14 protein-coding genes are annotated in these 18,712 nt (G+C 65.3%); 10 read left to right on the forward strand and 4 right to left on the reverse strand.

Annotated elements, in window-relative coordinates:
- Nucleotide 1 precedes the first annotated feature (1 nt).
- From FPZ08_RS18800 to FPZ08_RS18840, 9 genes are all read left to right on the forward strand, one after another.
- Nucleotides 2-793 (forward strand): inositol monophosphatase family protein, encoded by a 792-nt coding sequence (locus FPZ08_RS18800; protein WP_146291801.1) that lies wholly within the window; start codon nt 2-4, stop codon nt 791-793.
- Nucleotides 790-1,707 carry a carbohydrate ABC transporter permease gene (locus FPZ08_RS18805; protein WP_146291803.1) on the forward strand — a complete coding sequence of 306 codons (918 nt, stop codon included), beginning with the start codon at nt 790-792 and terminating at the stop codon, nt 1,705-1,707. Before FPZ08_RS18800 ends, FPZ08_RS18805 begins: the two co-directional genes overlap by 4 nt.
- Nucleotides 1,704-2,519, forward strand: a complete 816-nt coding sequence (locus FPZ08_RS18810) for a carbohydrate ABC transporter permease (RefSeq protein WP_210246828.1) — start codon at nt 1,704-1,706, stop codon at nt 2,517-2,519. Before FPZ08_RS18805 ends, FPZ08_RS18810 begins: the two co-directional genes overlap by 4 nt.
- A gap of 71 nt (nt 2,520-2,590) precedes the next feature.
- Complete coding sequence (locus tag FPZ08_RS18815) at nt 2,591-4,210, forward strand: Na/Pi cotransporter family protein (protein WP_146291805.1); 1,620 nt, start codon at nt 2,591-2,593, stop codon at nt 4,208-4,210.
- A gap of 2 nt (nt 4,211-4,212) precedes the next feature.
- Complete coding sequence (locus FPZ08_RS18820; protein WP_146291807.1) at nt 4,213-5,688, forward strand: FGGY family carbohydrate kinase; 1,476 nt, start codon at nt 4,213-4,215, stop codon at nt 5,686-5,688.
- Nucleotides 5,685-7,157: an FGGY-family carbohydrate kinase gene (locus FPZ08_RS18825; RefSeq protein WP_146291809.1), complete on the forward strand. Its 1,473-nt coding sequence runs from the start codon at nt 5,685-5,687 to the stop codon at nt 7,155-7,157. Before FPZ08_RS18820 ends, FPZ08_RS18825 begins: the two co-directional genes overlap by 4 nt.
- Complete coding sequence (locus FPZ08_RS18830; protein WP_146291811.1) at nt 7,154-7,780, forward strand: histidine phosphatase family protein; 627 nt, start codon at nt 7,154-7,156, stop codon at nt 7,778-7,780. The genes FPZ08_RS18825 and FPZ08_RS18830 overlap by 4 nt, the downstream gene beginning before the upstream one ends.
- Entirely contained in the window at nt 7,773-8,786 is a 1,014-nt protein-coding gene (locus tag FPZ08_RS18835; protein ID WP_146291813.1) for a 2-hydroxyacid dehydrogenase, read from the forward strand. The genes FPZ08_RS18830 and FPZ08_RS18835 overlap by 8 nt, the downstream gene beginning before the upstream one ends.
- A 196-nt stretch (nt 8,787-8,982) precedes the next feature.
- A complete protein-coding gene (locus tag FPZ08_RS18840) occupies nt 8,983-11,487 on the forward strand; it encodes a PIG-L family deacetylase (protein WP_146291815.1) in 2,505 nt (834 codons plus the stop codon).
- 101 nt (nt 11,488-11,588) lie between these two features.
- Here FPZ08_RS18840 and solA read toward each other — a convergent pair whose 3' ends face one another.
- From solA to FPZ08_RS18860, 4 genes are read right to left on the reverse strand one after another with little or no spacing between them, the layout of a single operon-like run.
- On the reverse strand, nt 11,589-12,758 hold the full coding sequence (gene solA / locus FPZ08_RS18845) for an N-methyl-L-tryptophan oxidase (RefSeq protein ID WP_146291817.1): 1,170 nt from the start codon (nt 12,756-12,758) through the stop codon (nt 11,589-11,591).
- Nucleotides 12,742-13,632, reverse strand: a complete 891-nt coding sequence (locus FPZ08_RS18850; RefSeq protein WP_146291819.1) for a DMT family transporter — start codon at nt 13,630-13,632, stop codon at nt 12,742-12,744. The genes solA and FPZ08_RS18850 overlap by 17 nt, the downstream gene beginning before the upstream one ends.
- 1 nt (nt 13,633) lies before the next feature.
- The gene (locus FPZ08_RS18855) at nt 13,634-16,000 is read right to left on the reverse strand and encodes a PIG-L family deacetylase (RefSeq protein WP_146291820.1); all 2,367 of its coding nucleotides are present in this window, start codon (nt 15,998-16,000) and stop codon (nt 13,634-13,636) included.
- Nucleotides 16,001-16,029: 29 nt separating this feature from the next.
- Nucleotides 16,030-17,253, reverse strand: coding sequence for an ROK family protein (locus tag FPZ08_RS18860; protein ID WP_246132714.1), 1,224 nt, complete (start codon nt 17,251-17,253; stop codon nt 16,030-16,032).
- Between the two features lie 196 nt (nt 17,254-17,449).
- Here FPZ08_RS18860 and FPZ08_RS18865 point away from each other — a divergent pair, with 196 nt between their 5' ends.
- On the forward strand, nt 17,450-18,688 hold the full coding sequence (locus FPZ08_RS18865) for a sugar ABC transporter substrate-binding protein (protein ID WP_146291822.1): 1,239 nt from the start codon (nt 17,450-17,452) through the stop codon (nt 18,686-18,688).
- Nucleotides 18,689-18,712: the final 24 nt, after the last annotated feature.

Consider the following 18,712-nt stretch of genomic DNA (forward strand, 5'->3'; position numbering starts at 1 on the left):
CATGACACCCCAGGAACTGCGCGCCTTTGCATTGCAACTGGCCGAGGAGGCCATGGTAACGATTGCCGGGGCACATGCCTCGCCCGATCAATCAGCCACGAAGGTCGATGCGGGCGATTGGGTCACTCCGTTCGACAAGGCGGTCGAGACGCAGACACGCGACCGCATCCACGCCCAATATCCCGGCCACAGGGTTGTGGGCGAGGAGTTCGGCGCCGACGCGGATGCCGGTGGCGACGCGGAAATCACCTGGTATCTCGATCCGATCGACGGCACGATGAACTTCGTTCACGGTGTGCCATGGGTGGCCTTCAGCCTTGCGGCCGTTGATAGCCAGGGCGTTGTGGCCGGCGTTGTGGCCGACGTCTATCGGCGCGAAATCTACAGTGCCAGCCGCGGTGGCGGCGCCTATATCGACGCCAGGCGGGTCAATTGTGCCGCCCATGCCCGCATCGGCGGTGGCGTCTTCCTCACCGAATGGTCGCGGCAGGCGGCCTGGTCCGGCATGGACGAATACCTGCATGCCATTTCCGCCGAGGCAGGGGCGACCCGCATCATGGGGTCCTGCGCCCTGGCGCTGGCCCTGGTCGGCGTGGGACGGGCGACGGGGACCGTGCTGCCCGGATTCTACAATCCCTGGGATGTCTATGCCGGCGCCCTCATCGCCCGCGAAGGCGGGGCCGTCATCGCAGGTCGCAGCGGCCCGGCAGGCGACGTGCCGCTCGATGGCGTGATGGCCGCAACGCCGGGCGTTGCCGATAAGCTGCTCAAGCTGTGGAGCGCGGACCAATGAGTGCCCGCAGCCTGCTTGCCCGGCACATCCGCGGCTATTCGGTACGCGACATGGCGGTGGCGGCACTCTTCCTGTTGCCATGTCTCATCATCTTCGCTGCCTTCGTCCTCTATCCGCTGGGCAGGACCTTTCACCTGAGCTTCTTCTCCAACGATCTGCTGGGGCGTCCCGTGCATTTCGTGGGGCTGGAGCAATATTATCGCATCGTCAGCGATCCCTATCTGGTGGGGGTCATGGGCACGACGGCCCTCTTTCTCGCCTATACGGTCTTGCCGGGGATTATCATCGGGCTTGGCCTGGCACTGCTGCTGCAACCCAAGATCGCTGCTATCGGGGTGTTTCGTGCGCTTCTGGCCACACCCTTCGCCTTCTCGGTGGCTGCTGCCGCGGTGGTGTTCAACGTGTTCTACCGGCCGGGCATCGGGCTGTTCAACGGCCTGCTGCAACAGATGGGCCTGCCGGCTATCGACTGGCTGACCAGCCCCAACTATGCGCTGGGCAGCGTCGCCGTCGTGTCGATTTGGCGCTATATGGGCTATACGCTGATCGTCTGCCTGGCTGGCCTGCAATCCATTCCCGACGAACTCTACGAGGCTGCACGCATCGACGGCGCGTCCAGCTGGCACCGTTTCCGCTACATCACGCTGCCACTGATGACGCCGACGCTGTTCTTCCTGCTCGTGGTCTCGACCATCCATTCCCTGCAGACCTTTGGCGAGATCAAGCTGATGACGGCCGGCGGGCCGGTCAATTCCACGACGACGCTGGTCTACAGTCTCTACAAGTCCGCCTTCGCCTACGGCAGCAGCGATTACGGCCTGGCTTCGGCGCTGGGCGTGGTCCTGTTGCTCGTCGTTACGGTCATCACCGTGATCCAGTTCCGCTTCCTGCAGCGAAAGGTGTTCTACTCGTGAAAACCCTTCGTCTCTTCGCTCATTATGCGGTGCTGATCCTGGCCGCCCTCATCGTGCTGTTCCCGCTCTATTTCACTATCGCGGGCGCGCTGATGACCGATGCCCAGCTCATGCGCTTCCCGCCCATGCTGGTGCCGCAGGAGCTGCATTTCGAGAACTTCGCCAAGGTGCTCGATGCCATGCCGCTGATCCGGCAGTTCTTCAACAGCATCTTCGTGGCCTCGGCCATCGTGCTGGGCGTGCTGGTCACCTCGGTGCTGGCAGCCTATGTGCTGGTTTTCCTCAACATTCCCTTCAAGAATGTGATCTTCGGCATCATCATGCTGACGATCCTCGTGCCGACCGAATCCTTGATCGTCCCCAAATACCTCATCCTGGTGGACCTCAGGTGGATCAATTCCTATCCCGGCCTCATCGTGCCCTTCGTAGCCTCCGGCTTCGGCATATTCCTGATGCGGCAGTTCTTCCTGTCGTTTCCCAAGGAGATTTACGAGGCGGCCCGGATCGATGGCTGCGGGCACCTGCGTTTCGTCCTGACCATCCTCGTACCGATCGTGCGGCCGGCGCTGGGGGTGCTGGGCCTCTATACCTTCATCGGTAGCTACAACATGTATTTCTGGCCCCTGCTGGTGATCAACACGCCCGACATGCAGACGCTGCAGATCGGCCTGCAGGCCCTCAATTCCTCGGAATCGACGCAGCCAAGCCTGATCTATGCCGGCGCCGCAATCGCCATCGCCCCAATGCTGGTCATCTTCTACCTGTTCCAGAAGAGCATCGTCCGCGGGCTCACGTCTGGCGCTGTCAAATAGCCGTTGCTGCGGGTGCCCTTCACCCGCAGCCCGATTGAAACTTGCCGATCGTACGGCGGGCTCGTGGTGACATGTCGATACTTCTCGAAGTTCTGAGTGCTGCGACGCTGCTTCTATGGGGACTGAATGTCCTCAAGAAAAGCATGCTGGACGGCTTTGGCACCAAGCTGCGCGTGTGGCTCGCTTCAGCTACCAAGAACCGGGCGCTCTCCTTCGTCAGTGGCCTGGGCGTGACCGTGGCTGTGCAATCCTCCACCGCGACGGCCCTGATGCTGGCCGGCTTTGTTGGGCAGGGCTTCGTCAGCGCCGCCATGGCACAGGCGGGCATGCTCGGTGCCAATCTGGGCACGAGCCTGGTGTCCCAGCTGCTCTCGCTCGACCTGCATTGGCTGTCGCCGGCGACGCTGGTGCTCGGTTTTGCGCTGCAACGGCTCTATCCGGACCGTCGGCTGGGCCATATGGGCGGGGTATTCTTCGGCTTCGGGCTGTTGCTGGTGGGGCTCGAAATGGTGGGGCGGGCCTCGGTGCAGATGCTGCATGGTCAATCCATGGACCTCGTGCTGCAACTCATGGCCGATGTGCCGCTGCTGGCCCTGCTGACCGGCGCCGTGCTCGCAACGCTCTCGGCCTCGAGCATGGCGGTCGTCCTGTTCGTCATGGCGATCGGCGCGGCCGGGCAGCTATCGGCCGACCTGACATTGATGATGGTGGCCGGCGCCAATCTCGGCGGTGCCATCCCGCCCATATTCGCCACGCGCCACGAAGGCATTCATGCCCGGCGGGTGATGATCGGCAATCTGCTGGTCCGCGCCGCTGGCGTCGCGGTGGTGCTGGTGCTGCTGTCCTGGATTTCGCTGCCCGATATCGACTCCGGCCGGCTTGCCGTCGACCTGCATGTTCTGTTCAACCTGGCCCTTTGCCTGCTGTTCCTGCCGCTGGTCGGTCAGGTCTCGAAACTGATGGCCGTGCTGCTGCCGGAGCGCGCCGCCGACGAGCCACGCAGCCATCTGGGCACCGCTTCGGAAGACGAGCCGGTGGAGGCCCTGGCGGCCGCCACCCGCGAGGCCCTGCGCATTGGCGACATGGTGGAATTGATGCTGGAAAAGGCCATGGCCGGTCTCGTGCCGGGGGGCGTGGCGCCGTCGGAAGCGATCGGCCTGCTGGAGAACAATGTGGATCTGGCGCAGGGGCGATTGAAGCTCTTCATGTCGCGGCTGATGCGCCACCCCCTGTCCGACGCGCAGCGCGAGCGGTCCCTGGAGATCATGTCCTATGCGCTCAACCTCGAGCATGTGGGCGACATTATCGACCGCAGCCTCAATCGGCTGCTGGTGAAATCGGCGGAGCGGCAAGCGCCACTGTCGTCCGAAGGCATAAGCGAGATCGACGCTATCTACCACGCCGTTCTGTCCAACCTGCATGCCGCACAGACGGTTTTTCTGTCGCGCGACCTAGCCATGGCGCGGCAGCTTATGGAAACCAAGGTGCAGATCCGCTCCATGGTGCGCCGCTCGCAGGATCGGCATTTCCGGCGCTTGCAGGATGGTCGTGCCGACAGCATCCAGACCAGCGGCCTGCATCTCGACATGTTGCGTGATCTCAAGCGCATCAATGCCCACATCGTGGCGGTGACCGAGCCGGTGCTGCTCGAACTGGGCCAGCTCCGCGACAGCCGGCTGACGGAGTGGTGACCATGGCTCGTGACAAGCAGGATATGGTCCACGCCGCCATCGACGTGGGAACGACCAGTATCAAGGCGGTGCTGTTCGACCGGGCCGGTCGTGAGCGCGTAGTGGCGCGCGCCTCGGTGGGTGTGGATCGGCCGCAGCCGGGCTGGGCGGAGCAGGACATGCGCGCGGTCTGGCAGGCAGTTATAGGATTACTGTCGGAACTGGCGCAGGCGGCCGGGCCGTCTCTTGCCGGGCTGGCCATTACCGCGCAGGGCGACGGTTGCTGGTTGTCCGATGCCGAGGGTGAGCCGGTACGACCGGCCATTCTGTGGAATGACGGCCGGGCCGGGCCGCGCATCGCCGGCTGGCTCGCCGACGGCACGCTGCGCCGCATGCTCGATATCGGCCATTTTACCGGTTTTGCCGGCACACCGGCTGCCATCCTGCCTTGGCTCGCCGAGAAGGAACCGACGGTGCTCGCCCGCGCCAAGACCGCCTTTACCTGCGGCAGCTGGATCTATCGGCGACTGACCGGACAGACGCTGATCGATCCCAGCGATGCCGCCGTGCCGTTCATGCCGGCGGCCGGCCAGGCTTATGACGATACCCTGCTGGGCTTGAGCGGCGTGCAGCATATGGCGGCATTGCTGCCGTATATCGCGCCGACCGGTCGGCCGGTACATGGCGTGTTGCCCCATGTCGCCGCGGCGACCGGCCTGCCGGCCGATCTGCCGGTCGTGCTCGCGCCCTATGATGTGCCCGCCGCCGCGTTGGGGGCCGGCTGCGTTGAACCCGGCGACATGCTCATGGTGCTGGGCACCACCTTCCTGACCGGCAGCGTGGTCGCCGGCGGAACACCTCCGCCTTTTGGCGGCACCGACGTGCCGCTGGGTCGGACCGGATCGGCTTTGCGGTTTTTTCCGGCGCTGGTGGGTATGGAGACGCTGGCTTGGGCGGCACGGATATTGGGATTTGCCAATGTGGAAGCGGCGGTCGCCGCTGCATTGGAGGCCGAAGCGCGCGGCGCTGTATTCCTGCCCTATCTGTCGCCTGCCGGGGAGCGATCCCCCTTTGTCGATCCGCTGATAAAGGGCGGTTTTGCCCAACTGTCGCTGGACCACGCACCGGAAAATCTGATGCGCGCGGTGTTGGAGGGGCTCACCATGACCCTGCTCGATTGCGCGCTTGCATCGGGTGGCGGGCAGCGGATCGCCGTTTGCGGTGGTGGCGCCAATAGCGATGGCTGGTGTCAGATGCTGGCCGATGCCACGGGCATAGACGTGCATCGCCCCGCCAGTTCGGAATTGTCGGCGCGTGGTGCCGCGCTCTCTGCGCGGGCTGCGCTCGATGGAGAGGACGAGCGGACCGTGGCGCTGCGGTGGCGGGGTACGGCGCGGGTCTGGCAGCCGAACCCCATGCGGAAAGCGCATTACGAAGCTCTCTACGCCGAATTCGTGGCGGCACGCACAGCCATGCCGCGGAAGGCCGCTCAGCCATGAGCGCGGAAATGGCCTGGCTCGGTATCGATATTGGAACGCAGAGCGTCCGCGCGCTGGTCGCGGCGGGCGACGGAACCATCCTGGCAAGCGGGCAGGCGCCGCTGGCGAGCCATCGGGAAGCTGGCCGCCATGAACAGGACCCCCGCCAGTGGTGGGAAGCGGTGGGCGCGGCTTGTCGGCAGGCGATGGCCGATATCGACCGGAATCGCGTTGCGGGACTTGCGGTTTGCGGCACATCCGGAACGGTGCTGCTGGCGGACCAGCAGCTTCGGCCGCTCTCGGCCGGCATCATGTATGACGATCGCCGGGCCACCGGCCAGGTCGAGACCGTCAATGACATCGGCGCGGCGCTGTGGCGTCGAATGGGCTACGGCCGCATGCAACCGGTCTGGGCCCTGCCCAAAATCCTGTGGTTGACGGCCGACGCGGCGCCCGACGCGCTGGTGTTTCATCAGGCCGACTTCATCACCAGCCTGATGGCCGGGCAGAGGACCGCCGCCGATACCAGCAACGCGCTCAAATCGGGCTGCGACCTGGTGACCGAGGACTGGGATGGGGCGCTGATCGCAGCCTTGGGGCTCGATCCGATCGTCTTACCGCGACTGGTGCGTCCAGGCACCGAAATTGGGCGGGTCTGCATGGAAAGCGCGGCCCATTGCGGGTTGCGTCCCGGCACGCCCATCCTGGCCGGCATGACCGATGGCTGCGCGGCGCAACTCGGCAGCGGTGCCGTGACCGTGGGGAGCTGGAACAGCGTTCTGGGCACCACCCTTATTCTCAAGGGAACCTCGCCCGCGTTGATCCCGGACGATAGCGGCGCCGTCTATTCGCATCGCTCGCCACTGGGCGAATGGCTGCCGGGTGGCGCGTCAAGCTCGGGTGCCGGGGCGATCGCGCGCCTCTTGCCAGGCCTGGACCCGGATGCCCTTGAAGCTGCGGCGGCGGCACGACCTCTGCCGCTGCCGGCCTATCCCCTGGCCAGCGAAAGGGGGGAGCGCTTTCCTTTCACGGCGGCCGAGGCCGAAGCCTTTTTTCTCGAGCCGGCAATGCAGGATGACGCCGTCGACGGCTATCATGCGCTGGCAGTGGGCATCGCGGCCATGGAGCGCCTGTGCTTTGACCATGTCGAGCAGCTCGGCTTTCCCACGCATGGGCAGATCGCCGTGAGTGGTGGCGCAGTTCGCAGCCGGTTTTTGACGCAGCTCAGGGCCGATATGCTGGGGCGTGAACTGATCGTGCCCGGTGTGGCCGAACCGGCGCTCGGCATGGCGGTGCTTGCCGCTGCCAGCCAGGTGGGGCTGCATCAGGCGGGGGCGAGCATGGTCCGGCGGGGCAAGGTGGTGGAGCCCTCTCCCGCACGGCAGCAGCAATGCTTCGACCGATACGGCGCCCTGGTGATCGCGTTGCAGCAGCGCGGCTGGCTGCCGGCCCGACTAGCCGCTCATGCGAAAGGCAAGATCAACAGATGACCCGGCTCATTCTGACCCGACATGCGGAAACGCTCTGGCATGCAGAAAACCGCTATGCGGGGCGCTCCGAAATCGGCCTGACCGAACAGGGGCTGCGGCAGGCGGAGGCGCTGGGTCGCTGGGCTGCCAAAGCCGATCTTGATGCCATATGGGCGTCGCCCATGCAGCGCGTGCGCGCCACCGCGGCGCCGGCGGCACAGGCGAGCGGGTTTCCCCCGACCTTCGACGGGCGCCTGCGCGAAGTGGATTTCGGCTGGCTCGAAGGCAAGACGCGCAAGGAGGCGCAAGCGGAGCGTCCCGCCGAGCTTGCAGCCTATCTGGAAAACCCGGTCGACAATGTCTTCGAGGGCGCCGAAGCGCCGCGAGAGGCCGTTGCGCGGGGGTGGGCGGCGCTCGACACGATCGCTGCATCCCACGAGGGACAAAGAGTGCTGATCGTTGCACATTCGACCCTGATCCGCCTGCTGCTTTGCGATCTGCTCGATATTCCCCTGCAGCGATATCGGCAGGTCTTCCCGGCACTTGGCAATTGCACTTTGACCGAGATCGACATTTCCAACAGGGGCATCGGCCTCATCACTTTGAACATTCCCACATATCTGGATGGGCTTTCTCATGACTAGGATTTTGCTGGCTGGCGATCATTTCGTGCTCAACGAGCACCTCAAGGCGGCCATTCTCGAAAGGATCGGCGCTGCGCCGGTTTCCTTCACGGAGCTCACCTTGCCCTGGCCCGTCGTCCCCTTCGGTCCGGTAGCCGAGGTAGATGAGGCATCCGATATCGAGCAGGAAATGATGGACCTGATCGGAGGGGCGGAGATCTGCGTGACCCAGATGGCGCCGATCACGCGGCGCGTACTCGATCGGGCGGTGGATTTGCGGCTGGTCTGCGTGACGCGCGGCGGCCCGATCAATGTCAATCTGGAAGCGGCCCAGGCCAGGGGGATTTCGGTGATGTCGGCGCCGGGGCGCAATGCGATCGCCACAGCAGAGCACACGATAGCCCTGGCCCTGTCCGCGCTGCGGCGCATTCCCCAGATACACAACAGCGTGGTCGCCGGGGAATGGCGCAGCGATCTCTATTCCTATTCCGAAGTCGCCTTCGAACTGCATGGCGCGCCGGTGGGCATTGTCGGCTACGGCGCGGTGGGGCGACATGTCGCCTGGATATTCAATGGTTTCGGTGCGCATGTCCGGGTGTTCGATCCCTTCGCGCCCAGTGTGGACGGCTTCGCCGAGCGGGTGGAAACGCTGGATGCCTTGCTGGCTGGATCCAGGATCGTCAGCCTGCATGCACGACTGACGCCGGAAACGCGCAACATGATCGGGGCGGCCCAACTGGCAGTGATTCCGGATGGCGGCATCCTGGTTAACGCCGCAAGGGGCGGGCTGGTCGACATGAATGCAGTGGCGTCCGCGCTGGTAACCGGAAAGCTGATGGGGGCGGCATTCGACGTATTCGATACTGAGCCGCTGCCGCCGGAAGCGAAAATTCGCCAGGCGCCCAACGTCACGCTGTCCCCCCATCTGGCGGGGGCCACCCAGGAAACGGCGCGCCGCGCCGCCAGCATCGCGGCCGACCAGGTGAGCGCCTATCTCAAGGGCAGGACCATCGCTGCTGCAGTGTGAGGCGGCGGAGATGGTGTGGTTTGTTCGAGCGTTCAGGCTCATCCGGGAGGCAGGTCACTGTTGCCGATTTACTGCGGCAAAAATCTGATTAACACACTTGAGTTAAGTTAATGGGACTCGCATAGTCCTTCATGCGACTGTCGCAAATGACCGTGGAGGGTCAGGCAGCTGACGGTCTCAGGAGAGGAAAAGACCAATGACTCGTTTGACTCGGCGAACCTTTATCGCCTCCGTTCCGCCCTTGCTGGCGGCCACGCAGATTCCTGCCTGGGCGGCTCCGGCGGCCGACCGGGACCTGATCGCGGCCCAGAAGGGCGAGCCCGCCATCGTCAAGCTGTACCGTCAGTTGGAACGCCTGACATCGACAGTGACCCTGATGACCACGGGCGCACACCCGGACGATGAGCCCAGCGGCATGCTGGCGGCTCTGCGGCACGTCTATGGCATTCGCCCGGTTCTCTATTGCATCACCCGTGGCGAAGGCGGACAGAACGCTATCGGCCCCGAACGCGGCTCGGTTCTCGGTGTGCTGCGCACCCGCGAAATGACCGAAGCGTCGCGCGCGCTCGACGCCTCGCTGGCCTTTGGCGGCCAGGGCCACCACGACCCTGTGCATGATTTCGGCTTCTCCAAGGATCCGAACCAGACCATCGACCGCTGGGGCCGGGATCGCGTCATCGAGCGCATGACCTGGGCGTTCCGCTACTATCGTCCTGACGTGATCATGAACTGCTTCCTCGATGTGGGCGGCCAGCACGGTCATCACCGCGCCGCCAATGTCGCCACTTTCGTGACGGCCGAGATTTCCGGCAATCCCGAAGAATTTCCCAACCAGATCGCGGCGGGCCTGAAGCCCTGGAGCGTGCCCAAGATCTACCAGCCGGCATGGGGTGGCGGTGGTGGCGTCTATGACGACGAAACCCCGCCCCCGCCGCAGACGCTGATGATCCGTGCGCCCGAGCGCGATCCGATTTCCGGCGCCACCTTCCCGCAGATGGGCGAATGGTCGCGCGTGTGCCACCAGACGCAGGGCATGGGCTCCTGGCGTCCCGATCCGCAGACCGAATGGCCGCTGAACCTGAGCTGGGCCGCCAATGGCGACGCCGGCCGGCAGGAAGAGGACATCCGCGACGGCCTGATTGCCACGGTGGGTCACATTGCCGAACTCGATGGCATGCCGGCTGCTGCCGCCGATGCCCTGCGCAATGCCCAGGGCCTGATCGACGAGGCCATTGCCGATTATGGCGATCCTGCCGTGGTCTCAGGCAAGCTGGTCGAAATCGGCAAGGCCATCGCCGAAGCTCGCGCCAGCCTGCCTGAAGAGCTGGAACTGGATGCCGGCCACCGCCTCGATCGCAAGATCAAGGAAGTGAATCTGGCGCTGGCCACGGCCGCCGGCATGCAGATCCGCGCCTTCACCGATGGTGGCGACCTGCGTCCGGGTCAGGACATCGTGGTCAAGACCGTGGTCGATGCGCCTGACGCCGTGACTGTCGACAGCGTGGCCGTGGTGTCCCGCGAGGGCATTACCAGCGAGCCGGTGGAAGACGGGGTCAAGGTCATCGTCGCCGATGATGCCGATCTCACCAACCCGCTCAACGAGCAGTTCGATCCGCTCGGCGGCAATGGCGATGCCTTCGTGCGCCTGACGGCCGATATTTCCGGCTACAAGGCGGTGCTTGACATCGACCTTGAAGACGCGCTGCGCGTGCTACCGGACGCCTCGCTCGAACTGCAGCCCGATGCCGTGGTGTTCAACACCGAAAAGGACATCGTGCCGGTCGAGATGACTGCCGTCGTTTCGGGGGCGACCACCGCCGACCTCGACTTCAACCTGCCCGAGGGCTGGTCGATGACGGCAAAGGGCGAGACCGGTGCCGAAGCCGGCACGTTCGAACTGGCGCCGCCCGATGACCTCGGCACCGCCCGCATCACCATCGCGCCCAAGCTGCTCGACCAGCCGGCCTATGCCATCAATGTCTTCACCTATCCCCATATCGGCCGCTCGGTCGTGCCCACGGAAGTGGCCGTGCCGGTGCAGTCGGTCGGGGCGATCATTCCGGAAGGCAAGATCGGCTATATTGGCGGCAATAACGACAATGTCGGTGTCTGGCTGAAGCGGCTGGGCGTCGATCTCAAGGAGTTGAGCCAGTCGGATATGGAGGCCGGTGCCTATCGCGACCTCGATACGCTGGTGGTCGGCATCTATGCCTTCGGACGCCGTGCCGACCTTGTCGCGGCGCTGCCAGGCATCCATGAATGGGTGAAGAATGGCGGGCACCTGGTGACGCTCTATCACCGTCCTTCGGATGGCTGGAACACCGACACCGTTCCGTTGGCCTATCTCAAGATCGGTTCGCCTTCGATCCGCTATCGCGTGACCGATGCGGCGGCGCCGGTAACGGTGCTGGAGCCCGATCATCCACTGTTCAACTATCCCAACGTCATCACCGAGGACGACTGGGCCAATTGGGACAAGGAACGCGGGCTCTACTTCGCGTCGGAATGGGATGAGGTCTACAAGCCCCTGGTCGCCATGAGCGATGCGGGCGAGGAGCCGCTGACCGGTGCGCTGCTCTCGGCTGAGATCGGCGAAGGCCGTCACACCCATACGAGCCTCGTGCTGCACCATCAGCTCGACAAGTTGACCCCCGGTGCCTTCCGGATCATGGCCAACCTGATCCAGCCAGCGAAGCACTGATCCACCCCTCCGGCCCGCGATCCTCCCGTCGCGGGCCGCTTGCGCCGCGCATCGACAGCGGCAGAGCCTCCGACCGCCCCCGGTCGGAGGCTTCTTTTGCTCTAGATCAGGCGGGACAGGGCGAAGCTGCTCAGGTCGATGGCCGGGCCTCCGTCCAGCACCCATTGGGCGGCGCTTTCGCCGATGGCCGCCGAGTGCTTGAAGCCGTGGCCCGAACAGGGCGAGACGACCAGCATATTGCCGTGTGCCGGGTGGCGGTCGATGAGGAACATGCTGTCCGGCGTCGCGGTATAGATGCAGGTCGCGGTGCGGACGGGCCGGGGCGTCACATCGACCAGCCGGCCGCGCAGATGCGCGTCGAACATGCGACGGCTGTCGCTTTCGGGCACCTGGCGATCGATATGGTCGGGGTCGCTGGCGGCGCCATAGAATTCGTCGGCCGTCTTGACCGACAGTCCGTCCAGCGAGGGAAAGCCGTAGAAGAAGCCGTCTTCGCTCTCGCCGTGCGGCCACATGAAAACCGGCGAATTCTGCCAGGCGGGGGTGGCATCGGGGGCGAGGGCGAACCAGTGCATCACCTGGCGCGTGGGCCTGAGAATGCGGTCGAACGGTGCGCGGAGCAGGCCGGGCGCCCAAGGGCCGGCCGACACGATAACTTCGCCGGCGAACAGGGTCGTGCCGTCAGCGAGGTGGATGGTCACGCCCGACGGCGTTGCGTCGAAGCGGGTGACGGTCTGGCCGAGTTGCAGTGTTGCCCCCAGTTGCCCGGCGCGGGTGAGCTGGGCAGCAACGCAGTTTTCGGGGATCAGGTAACCGCCGCCCGGTTCGTAATAGCCGATCTCGTTGTCCTGAGGGGCCAGGTTGGGGAAGCGGTGGCGGATTTCGCCGGCATCGAGAATTTCATGCGGGATGCCGTAGCGTTCGGCGGCGGCCATCGACCGGCGGATGAAGCCGGTGCGGCCGGGGCGGGCGACATTGTCGTCATGTTCGGAGATGACGATGCTGCCCACTTCGTGGAACAGGGCCTGTCCGGTTTCCGCCTCCAACTGCCGCCAGATTTCGTGCGAGCGGCTGGCCAGGGGTACGTAGGCCTCGCCTTCGCCAATGCCGCGGCGGGTGATACGGGTTTCTCCGTGGGTGGAGCCGTGGCTATGCGGCGGATGATGGCGGTCGATACCCACCACTTTTGCGCCGCGTCGGGCCAGTTGATAGAGCGCCGCGCTGCCCATGGCGCCGAGGCCGATGACGGCAACGTCAAATGTCTGATTCATGGGCTGGTGCTTCCCTGGATGACTGCCGGCGGTCGAGGCGTGCGGTGAGGACGAGGGCGAAAAGGATGATGACGATGCCGGCCAGCGTGGTCCAGGCCGGTATTTCGCCAAAGGCGAGATAACCGGCAATGCTGGCCAGCACGATGGAGAGATAGCCCAGCGGCGCCAGCACATTGGCCGGGCTGGCTTGGTAGGCACGCAGGTAGCAATATTGGCCGATCTGGGCGAGCACTCCGATGCCGAGCAACAGCGGCCAGGCGGATGGGGCGACTGGCTGCCAGGCGATGGCGGCAGGGACGGCTGTAAAGAGCGTGAGTCCGACAGTGTAGAAGACCATGAGAATGGTGGTGTTCTCGCCCTTGAGCGCCCGCGTCTGCACCGTGGCCAGCGAGCCGAACGCGACAGCCGCCAGGGCGGCCAGGATGCCGGCATTCCAGGCGATCTCGCCCGGCGCCACCATGAGCAGCACGCCAGCGAAGCCGATACCGGCGCCGACCCAGCGCCACGGGCCGGAACGTTCGCCCAGCATGAATGTAGCCAGCGCCAGCACGACCAGCGGTCGCATGAAGCCGATGGCATTGGCGAGCGCCAGCGGCAGGGCGGTCAGGGCGGCGAAATTGGCGTTGAGCGCCGCCGTATTGCAAAAGACGCGGAAGGCGTGGCGGCCCCAATGCTTGGTCTGGCGCAGCGCCTGCCGGTGCCGCCAGGCCAAAGGCAATACGCTGACCAGGCCCACCAGCGAGCGGATGAACACCATCTGCACGGCGGGGTAATCGGCCCCGCCGAGCTTGACCAGCACGGTCATCACCGTGACCAGCACCATGTCGCCCATGAGCCAGGCCATGCCGATGCCCGGCGCGGTGTTGTCGGGCATGTCAGGCCGGCTGCAGCAGATTGGCCATGAGACGGAAGGCCCCCGGCACCAGACGGTCGAGCTGGTGGTGGAGGACTAGGCTGGTATGGGTGTGGCGCCCCTTGCCGATGGGGGCCGACACGATCGAGCCGAGCAGTGGGACTTCGCCGGCATCGCTCATCGACAGGAGCGGTTCATAGGCCTTGTCCCAGTCGGAGGCGAAGTAGAGGCCGCGCTCCTTATCCCAGCCGGCAAAGTCTTCCGCCGTGATCCGGTTCGGGCCGGCGAGCAGCGGGTGGTCGGGCAGCAACATGGTGACCGGCGCTGCCGGATTGGTGACGCGCCAGCGCAGGGAGGGCGAGCCGATGATGAGATGGCGCGGCGGGGTCGCGTCGGGATCCCAGCCATCGCTGGGCCGGTGATAGAGCGTCACCAGATGCCCGCCGGCTTCGACCCAGTCGCGCAGTCGGGGATTGGCGGCGGCAAGGTCGGGCCGCGTGCCATAGGCGAAAATGCCGACCACGATCGTGTCGAGGCCGGACAGAGATCCGGCAAGCGCGTCGGCATCGAGAATGACAGGATCGGCGCCCATGCGGGCCAGCCACTGTCCCACGCGATCGCTGCCGCCGCCGACATAGCCGACGCGGGAGCTGGGCAGGGTGAGGTCGAGCGCCAGTACATCGAGCGTAAGGGGGCGCACGAAGCGGGTGCGCCCGATATGCGGGTAGGCGATGGGCGTCACGATATGGGCCGGCTGGTCATCAACGGTGACGGGCAGGCTGTGGCGGCCCGCCTGCAGTTGCGGCCCGGCGACCAGTACCAATCCAGCGCCGCTGCGCTCCAGCGTCAGGCCGGGCGGGGTGGACAGGCTAAGCCGTGCCGGGTCGAGTTCAGGCTTGAGGGCAATGCCGTGCCGGCCTTGGGCGGGCAGTGGCAGGATGAGCGCTTCGGGGGCCAGTTGCAGCGGGTGAGGCGGCGCAACCTGCAGAGGCTCTTCCGTATCAACCGCAAAGGTCAGGCGCTCGCCGGCAATTTCGGCATGGACCAGCAGCGAGAGTGCGCCATTGCCACCCAGGCTCTGCCAGTCGGGGGCGAAGGCGTTACCGGCCGGGGCATCGGTGCGGACCTGCAGCGACAGCACGGTTGTTGGCTCGGTCACGCTTTGAGCCGCCACCGGGTGGAGCAGCGGGCCGGTGATCGGCTCGATCTCTATGGCTTCGGCAAGGCCCGGCTCGATCTCGACGATGAGGTCGAGGGAAGCGCCGGGTGCAACATCGGCCGAGGAGAGGCTGGCCAGCACGTTGATATTTGCCGCCAGCGCCATTGCGGTGTCGATTTCCGCGAGCTTGCGGGCAAGACGGTGGCCGTGCAGGGCCTGAGCGGTTTCCGTCAGCCGGCCTTGCGCGGCGCGAATGGCGGCGCGGGCCGATATGAGGTGCTTCAGCACCGCGTGGCCGTTGGGGAAGGCGGCGATAGCTGCCGCCAGGGCAGCATCGGCCTGGGCGAGCTCCGCGAGATCGGCCAGGTCGGCAAGCCTTGTGGGCAGGCCAGCCGTAATATCGGCCTCGGCCGCGCCGCCGACCAGATGCAGTGCCCAGGACTGTTCTCCGGGGTGGCGCCAATGCCCCATGTTCTGGCTGGCATGATTGGTGCGGGAGACCTCGCCCAGCCGATCATAGGCGAGACCGGTCGCGGTGTCGGAGCCGTTGGCGAGGATACTGGTTGTGGCTGCGGGTGGCGGGACCTCGTCGTCATAATAGCCATTGCCGCCGCCCGACCAGGCCGGCAGGTAATATTTAGAGACGCGCCAGGGGAGCAGGCCCTCGGCAGCATGTTCGAGGAAAGCGGTCGGATCGGCGGCCAGAGCCAGCGCGGTCTCTGCCGCCTGGGTCATGGCGCGGTGGTGCCCGTGCTGGCCGGGGACGTCGAGGAAGGTGGGGATGACGATATCGGGCCGGAACTGCCGATAGGCGCGCACCAGCCGCTCGATGGTGCGCTCTTCGCCCCAGCGTGCCAGCGTATCAGGCCCCGATTTCGAAAAGCCGAAATCATGTACGGGATCATCAGGACCATGACCGAGCCAGGCAATGTCGGCATCGATAACCCGCGCCGCTTCCTCCATCTCGCGCGAGCGCAGCACGCCCAGTGCACCACCGCGTTCGGGGCCAAGGATGTTCTGACCACCCTCGCCACGTGTCGAGCAGGCTACGACGATGCGCATGCCATATTGGTGGCGCAGAGTGGCCAGCATGCCATTATGCTCGTCATCCGGATGCGCGCCGGTATTCATGGCGGTCAACGGAGAGCCGAGCCGCCCCAGGGCATTGTGCAGGGCGACGAGGTGGGGAGTGGCGGCCTGGCGGCGCAGCCGTTCGCGACTGGTAAGCATCGGCAAAATTTCCGAATCGAATTGAAAGATCAGCTAGCCGGATCGGCTACGCTGAGATGGGGCGATACCGTATCGAGCAGGGGCAGGGCGGCCGCACCCAATGCGGCGGTCAATTGTCCGGTCTGTCCGCGCAGCACCCTCGGCAGCGAGCGCTGCAGACGGGTGGCGACGGAGACCGGCAGGGGATCCAGCGCGGCAATGACGGCGTCGAGCACCGAGTCAGGCAGGCCGCCACCGAAAATCACCGTTTCCGGATCGAAGATATTTTCCAGCATGGCCACGGTGGGCGCCAGATAATCGGCCGCCATGGCGATCCAGTCCCTGAGGGTTTGGTCGTTCTCGTCATGCAACCGCTGGATGTCCTCGACGGTCGCGACATAGATGCCGGCCATGGCCAGCCGTTCGCGCAGGGCGAAGACGGAAACGAAGCGTTCGAGTGCCCCGGCCGGACCATAGACGCCCTTGCCCTTGCGGGGCGTCAGGCCGACATGGCCGATTTCGCCGGCATTGCCGAAAGCGCCGCGCATCGGCCGCCCATCCTGGATGACGCCCAGGCCCAGGCCGACGCCGAAATAGAGGTAGCAGAAACTGCCCAATTGCCGGCCCGCCCCATAGAGGCGTTCGCCGACGACGGCAGCCGTGGCGTCGTTTTCCACCACGACATGCTGGCCGGTCGCCGTGGCAAAGAGCGGGGCGGGGTCCACCCCGGTCCAGCCGGGCAGGGTGGCCGGGCCGACCGAGCTCATGCCCTCGATCTCGAAGGGGCCGGGCATGACGACGCCGAGGCCGAGCAACTTGCTGCTGTCGGCGCCCAGCGCATCCTGCAATTTACGCACTTCGCTGGCCGCCAGGTCCGGCACCACGTCCGGTCCGGGTCCAGCGAGGGACACGATCGACTGGCCCCTGATGCCGCCGGACAGGTCGAGCAGCACGGTCACCATGTGATCCGCCGCCACTTCGATGCCCGCGGTCAGCGGGCCATTGGGGTTGACGGCAAACTGGATGGGCGGCTGGCCGCGGCCGGAACGCAGCCGGCCCAGTTCGATGAGCAGGCCCTCTTCGAGCAGTTCCTCAACGATATTGGCGACGGCCTGCGGCGTCAGATGGGCGCGGCGGGCAATTTCGGTGCGGCCCAGATGCTCGTGCATGCGGATGACTTCCAGCACGACGCGGCGATTGTGCGCCCGGTTGCGCTCAGGATTGGAGCCGATGGCAACGCGCTGGCGCAGAATTCGCTTGCTGCGGCTGTTCACGATCGGCGGCCCTCCAATCCATTTGCTTACACGACATGGACAACTCAGACTAGCGAGCGAACAGAATAACTCAAGTAGATTATTTTATTGACAAGCCAGCGTCACATATCCGACGCTAAGCGTGGATTGGCGGTCGTGCGCCCGTCTCGCACCAGATATGGCCGTCGGACAGCCGATGGCTCAACGGAGGATATTGATGTTCACCAAGGCAAAGTTGGCCGGGCTCGCTGCCGGCATTAGCTTTCTGGCGCTGGGCTCCGCCCAGGCCGTAGAAATCGAGTACTGGCAGTATGTGTTCGACAGCCGCGTCCAGGCCATGGACAAGCTGATCGAGAATTTCGAAGCCGCAAATCCTGACATTACCGTCAAGCAGACCACGTTCCCCTATGCGGACTACCAGACCCGCGTCGTCGCGGCCAAGGTCGCCGGCCAGGGCCCCGATGTGGTTCAGCTGTTCTATGGCTGGCTCGACCAGTTCGTGGCCGGTGGCCTCATCCAGCCGCTCGATCCCGCCGTGTTCCCGCATGACGCGATCGAATCGGACTTCTTCCCCATCGTTTCGGCGATGAAGCGCGGCGACGACTATTACGGCCTGCCCACCGCCGTGCGCTCGCTGGCCCTGTTCTACAACAAGGCCATCTTCGCCGAAGCCGGCATCGAGCCGCCGACCACTCTGGACGAGCTGCTCGCCGCGGCCGAAGCCACCACCAAGCGCGATGGCGCCGGCAACATCACCTCGGCCGGTATCACCATGGACATGGCTGGCCAGGACCACCACTGGTGGCGTGAGAACCTCGTGCGCCAGTTCGGCGGCGAGCCCTACGACGCCGAAGGCAATGTGGCCTACGATTCCGAGGCGGGCGCTGCCGGCCTCAAGTTCTATACCGACCTCCAGACCGAACATAATGTCGGCCTGCTGGGCTTCATGGACGAAGGTCAGGCGGCATTCCGCGCCGGTCTGGCAGCGATGACCATCGACGGCACGTTCCGTCTGGGCGCCTTTGCCTCGAACCCGTTCGAATGGGGCGTGGTCGAGCTTCCGGCCAATGCCGAAGGCGTCAAGTCGAACTATTCGAGCTATTTCGCCAACGCCATCGGCGCCACTGCCGAAGGCGAAGAGCTGGAAGCCGCCCAGAAGTTCCTGGCCTACATCTCCTCGCCCGAAGCGATGGAAATCTGGCTTGAAACCGTCGGTGAACTCCCGGCTCGCCGCGATGTGGCCCTGACGGAGGCGAACCTCGCCGACCCGATCCTTGCGCCGTTCCTCAGCGGTCTCGAATATGCGCATACCACGCAGTTCTATGACGAAGCCGGCCAGCGCCAGGTTGCCATCGACATGGTCAACCGCGTGCTGCTCGAAGGCCAGGCCATCGAGGATTCGGTGAAGCAGGCTGCTGAAGCCGAGCAGGCCATCATCGACGCTGCGCGTCAGTAATCGAAAGCCTTCCCTCGACGCGGC

It is taken from the genome of Devosia ginsengisoli (genome assembly GCF_007859655.1).
Classification (GTDB): domain Bacteria; phylum Pseudomonadota; class Alphaproteobacteria; order Rhizobiales; family Devosiaceae; genus Devosia; species Devosia ginsengisoli.

Bases quoted from the DNA above. Each gene is read 5' to 3' on its own strand.
- FPZ08_RS18800 (WP_146291801.1), top strand. From the start codon at position 2: ATGACACCCCAGGAACTGCGCGCCTTTGCATTGCAACTGGCCGAGGAG.
- FPZ08_RS18805 (WP_146291803.1), top strand. From the start codon at position 790: ATGAGTGCCCGCAGCCTGCTTGCCCGGCACATCCGCGGCTATTCGGTA.
- FPZ08_RS18815 (WP_146291805.1), top strand. From the start codon at position 2,591: ATGTCGATACTTCTCGAAGTTCTGAGTGCTGCGACGCTGCTTCTATGG.
- FPZ08_RS18820 (WP_146291807.1), top strand. From the start codon at position 4,213: ATGGCTCGTGACAAGCAGGATATGGTCCACGCCGCCATCGACGTGGGA.
- FPZ08_RS18825 (WP_146291809.1), top strand. From the start codon at position 5,685: ATGAGCGCGGAAATGGCCTGGCTCGGTATCGATATTGGAACGCAGAGC.
- FPZ08_RS18830 (WP_146291811.1), top strand. From the start codon at position 7,154: ATGACCCGGCTCATTCTGACCCGACATGCGGAAACGCTCTGGCATGCA.
- FPZ08_RS18835 (WP_146291813.1), top strand. From the start codon at position 7,773: ATGACTAGGATTTTGCTGGCTGGCGATCATTTCGTGCTCAACGAGCAC.
- FPZ08_RS18840 (WP_146291815.1), top strand. From the start codon at position 8,983: ATGACTCGTTTGACTCGGCGAACCTTTATCGCCTCCGTTCCGCCCTTG.
- solA (WP_146291817.1), bottom strand. From the start codon at position 12,758: ATGAATCAGACATTTGACGTTGCCGTCATCGGCCTCGGCGCCATGGGC.
- FPZ08_RS18850 (WP_146291819.1), bottom strand. From the start codon at position 13,632: ATGCCCGACAACACCGCGCCGGGCATCGGCATGGCCTGGCTCATGGGC.
- FPZ08_RS18855 (WP_146291820.1), bottom strand. From the start codon at position 16,000: ATGCTTACCAGTCGCGAACGGCTGCGCCGCCAGGCCGCCACTCCCCAC.
- FPZ08_RS18865 (WP_146291822.1), top strand. From the start codon at position 17,450: ATGTTCACCAAGGCAAAGTTGGCCGGGCTCGCTGCCGGCATTAGCTTT.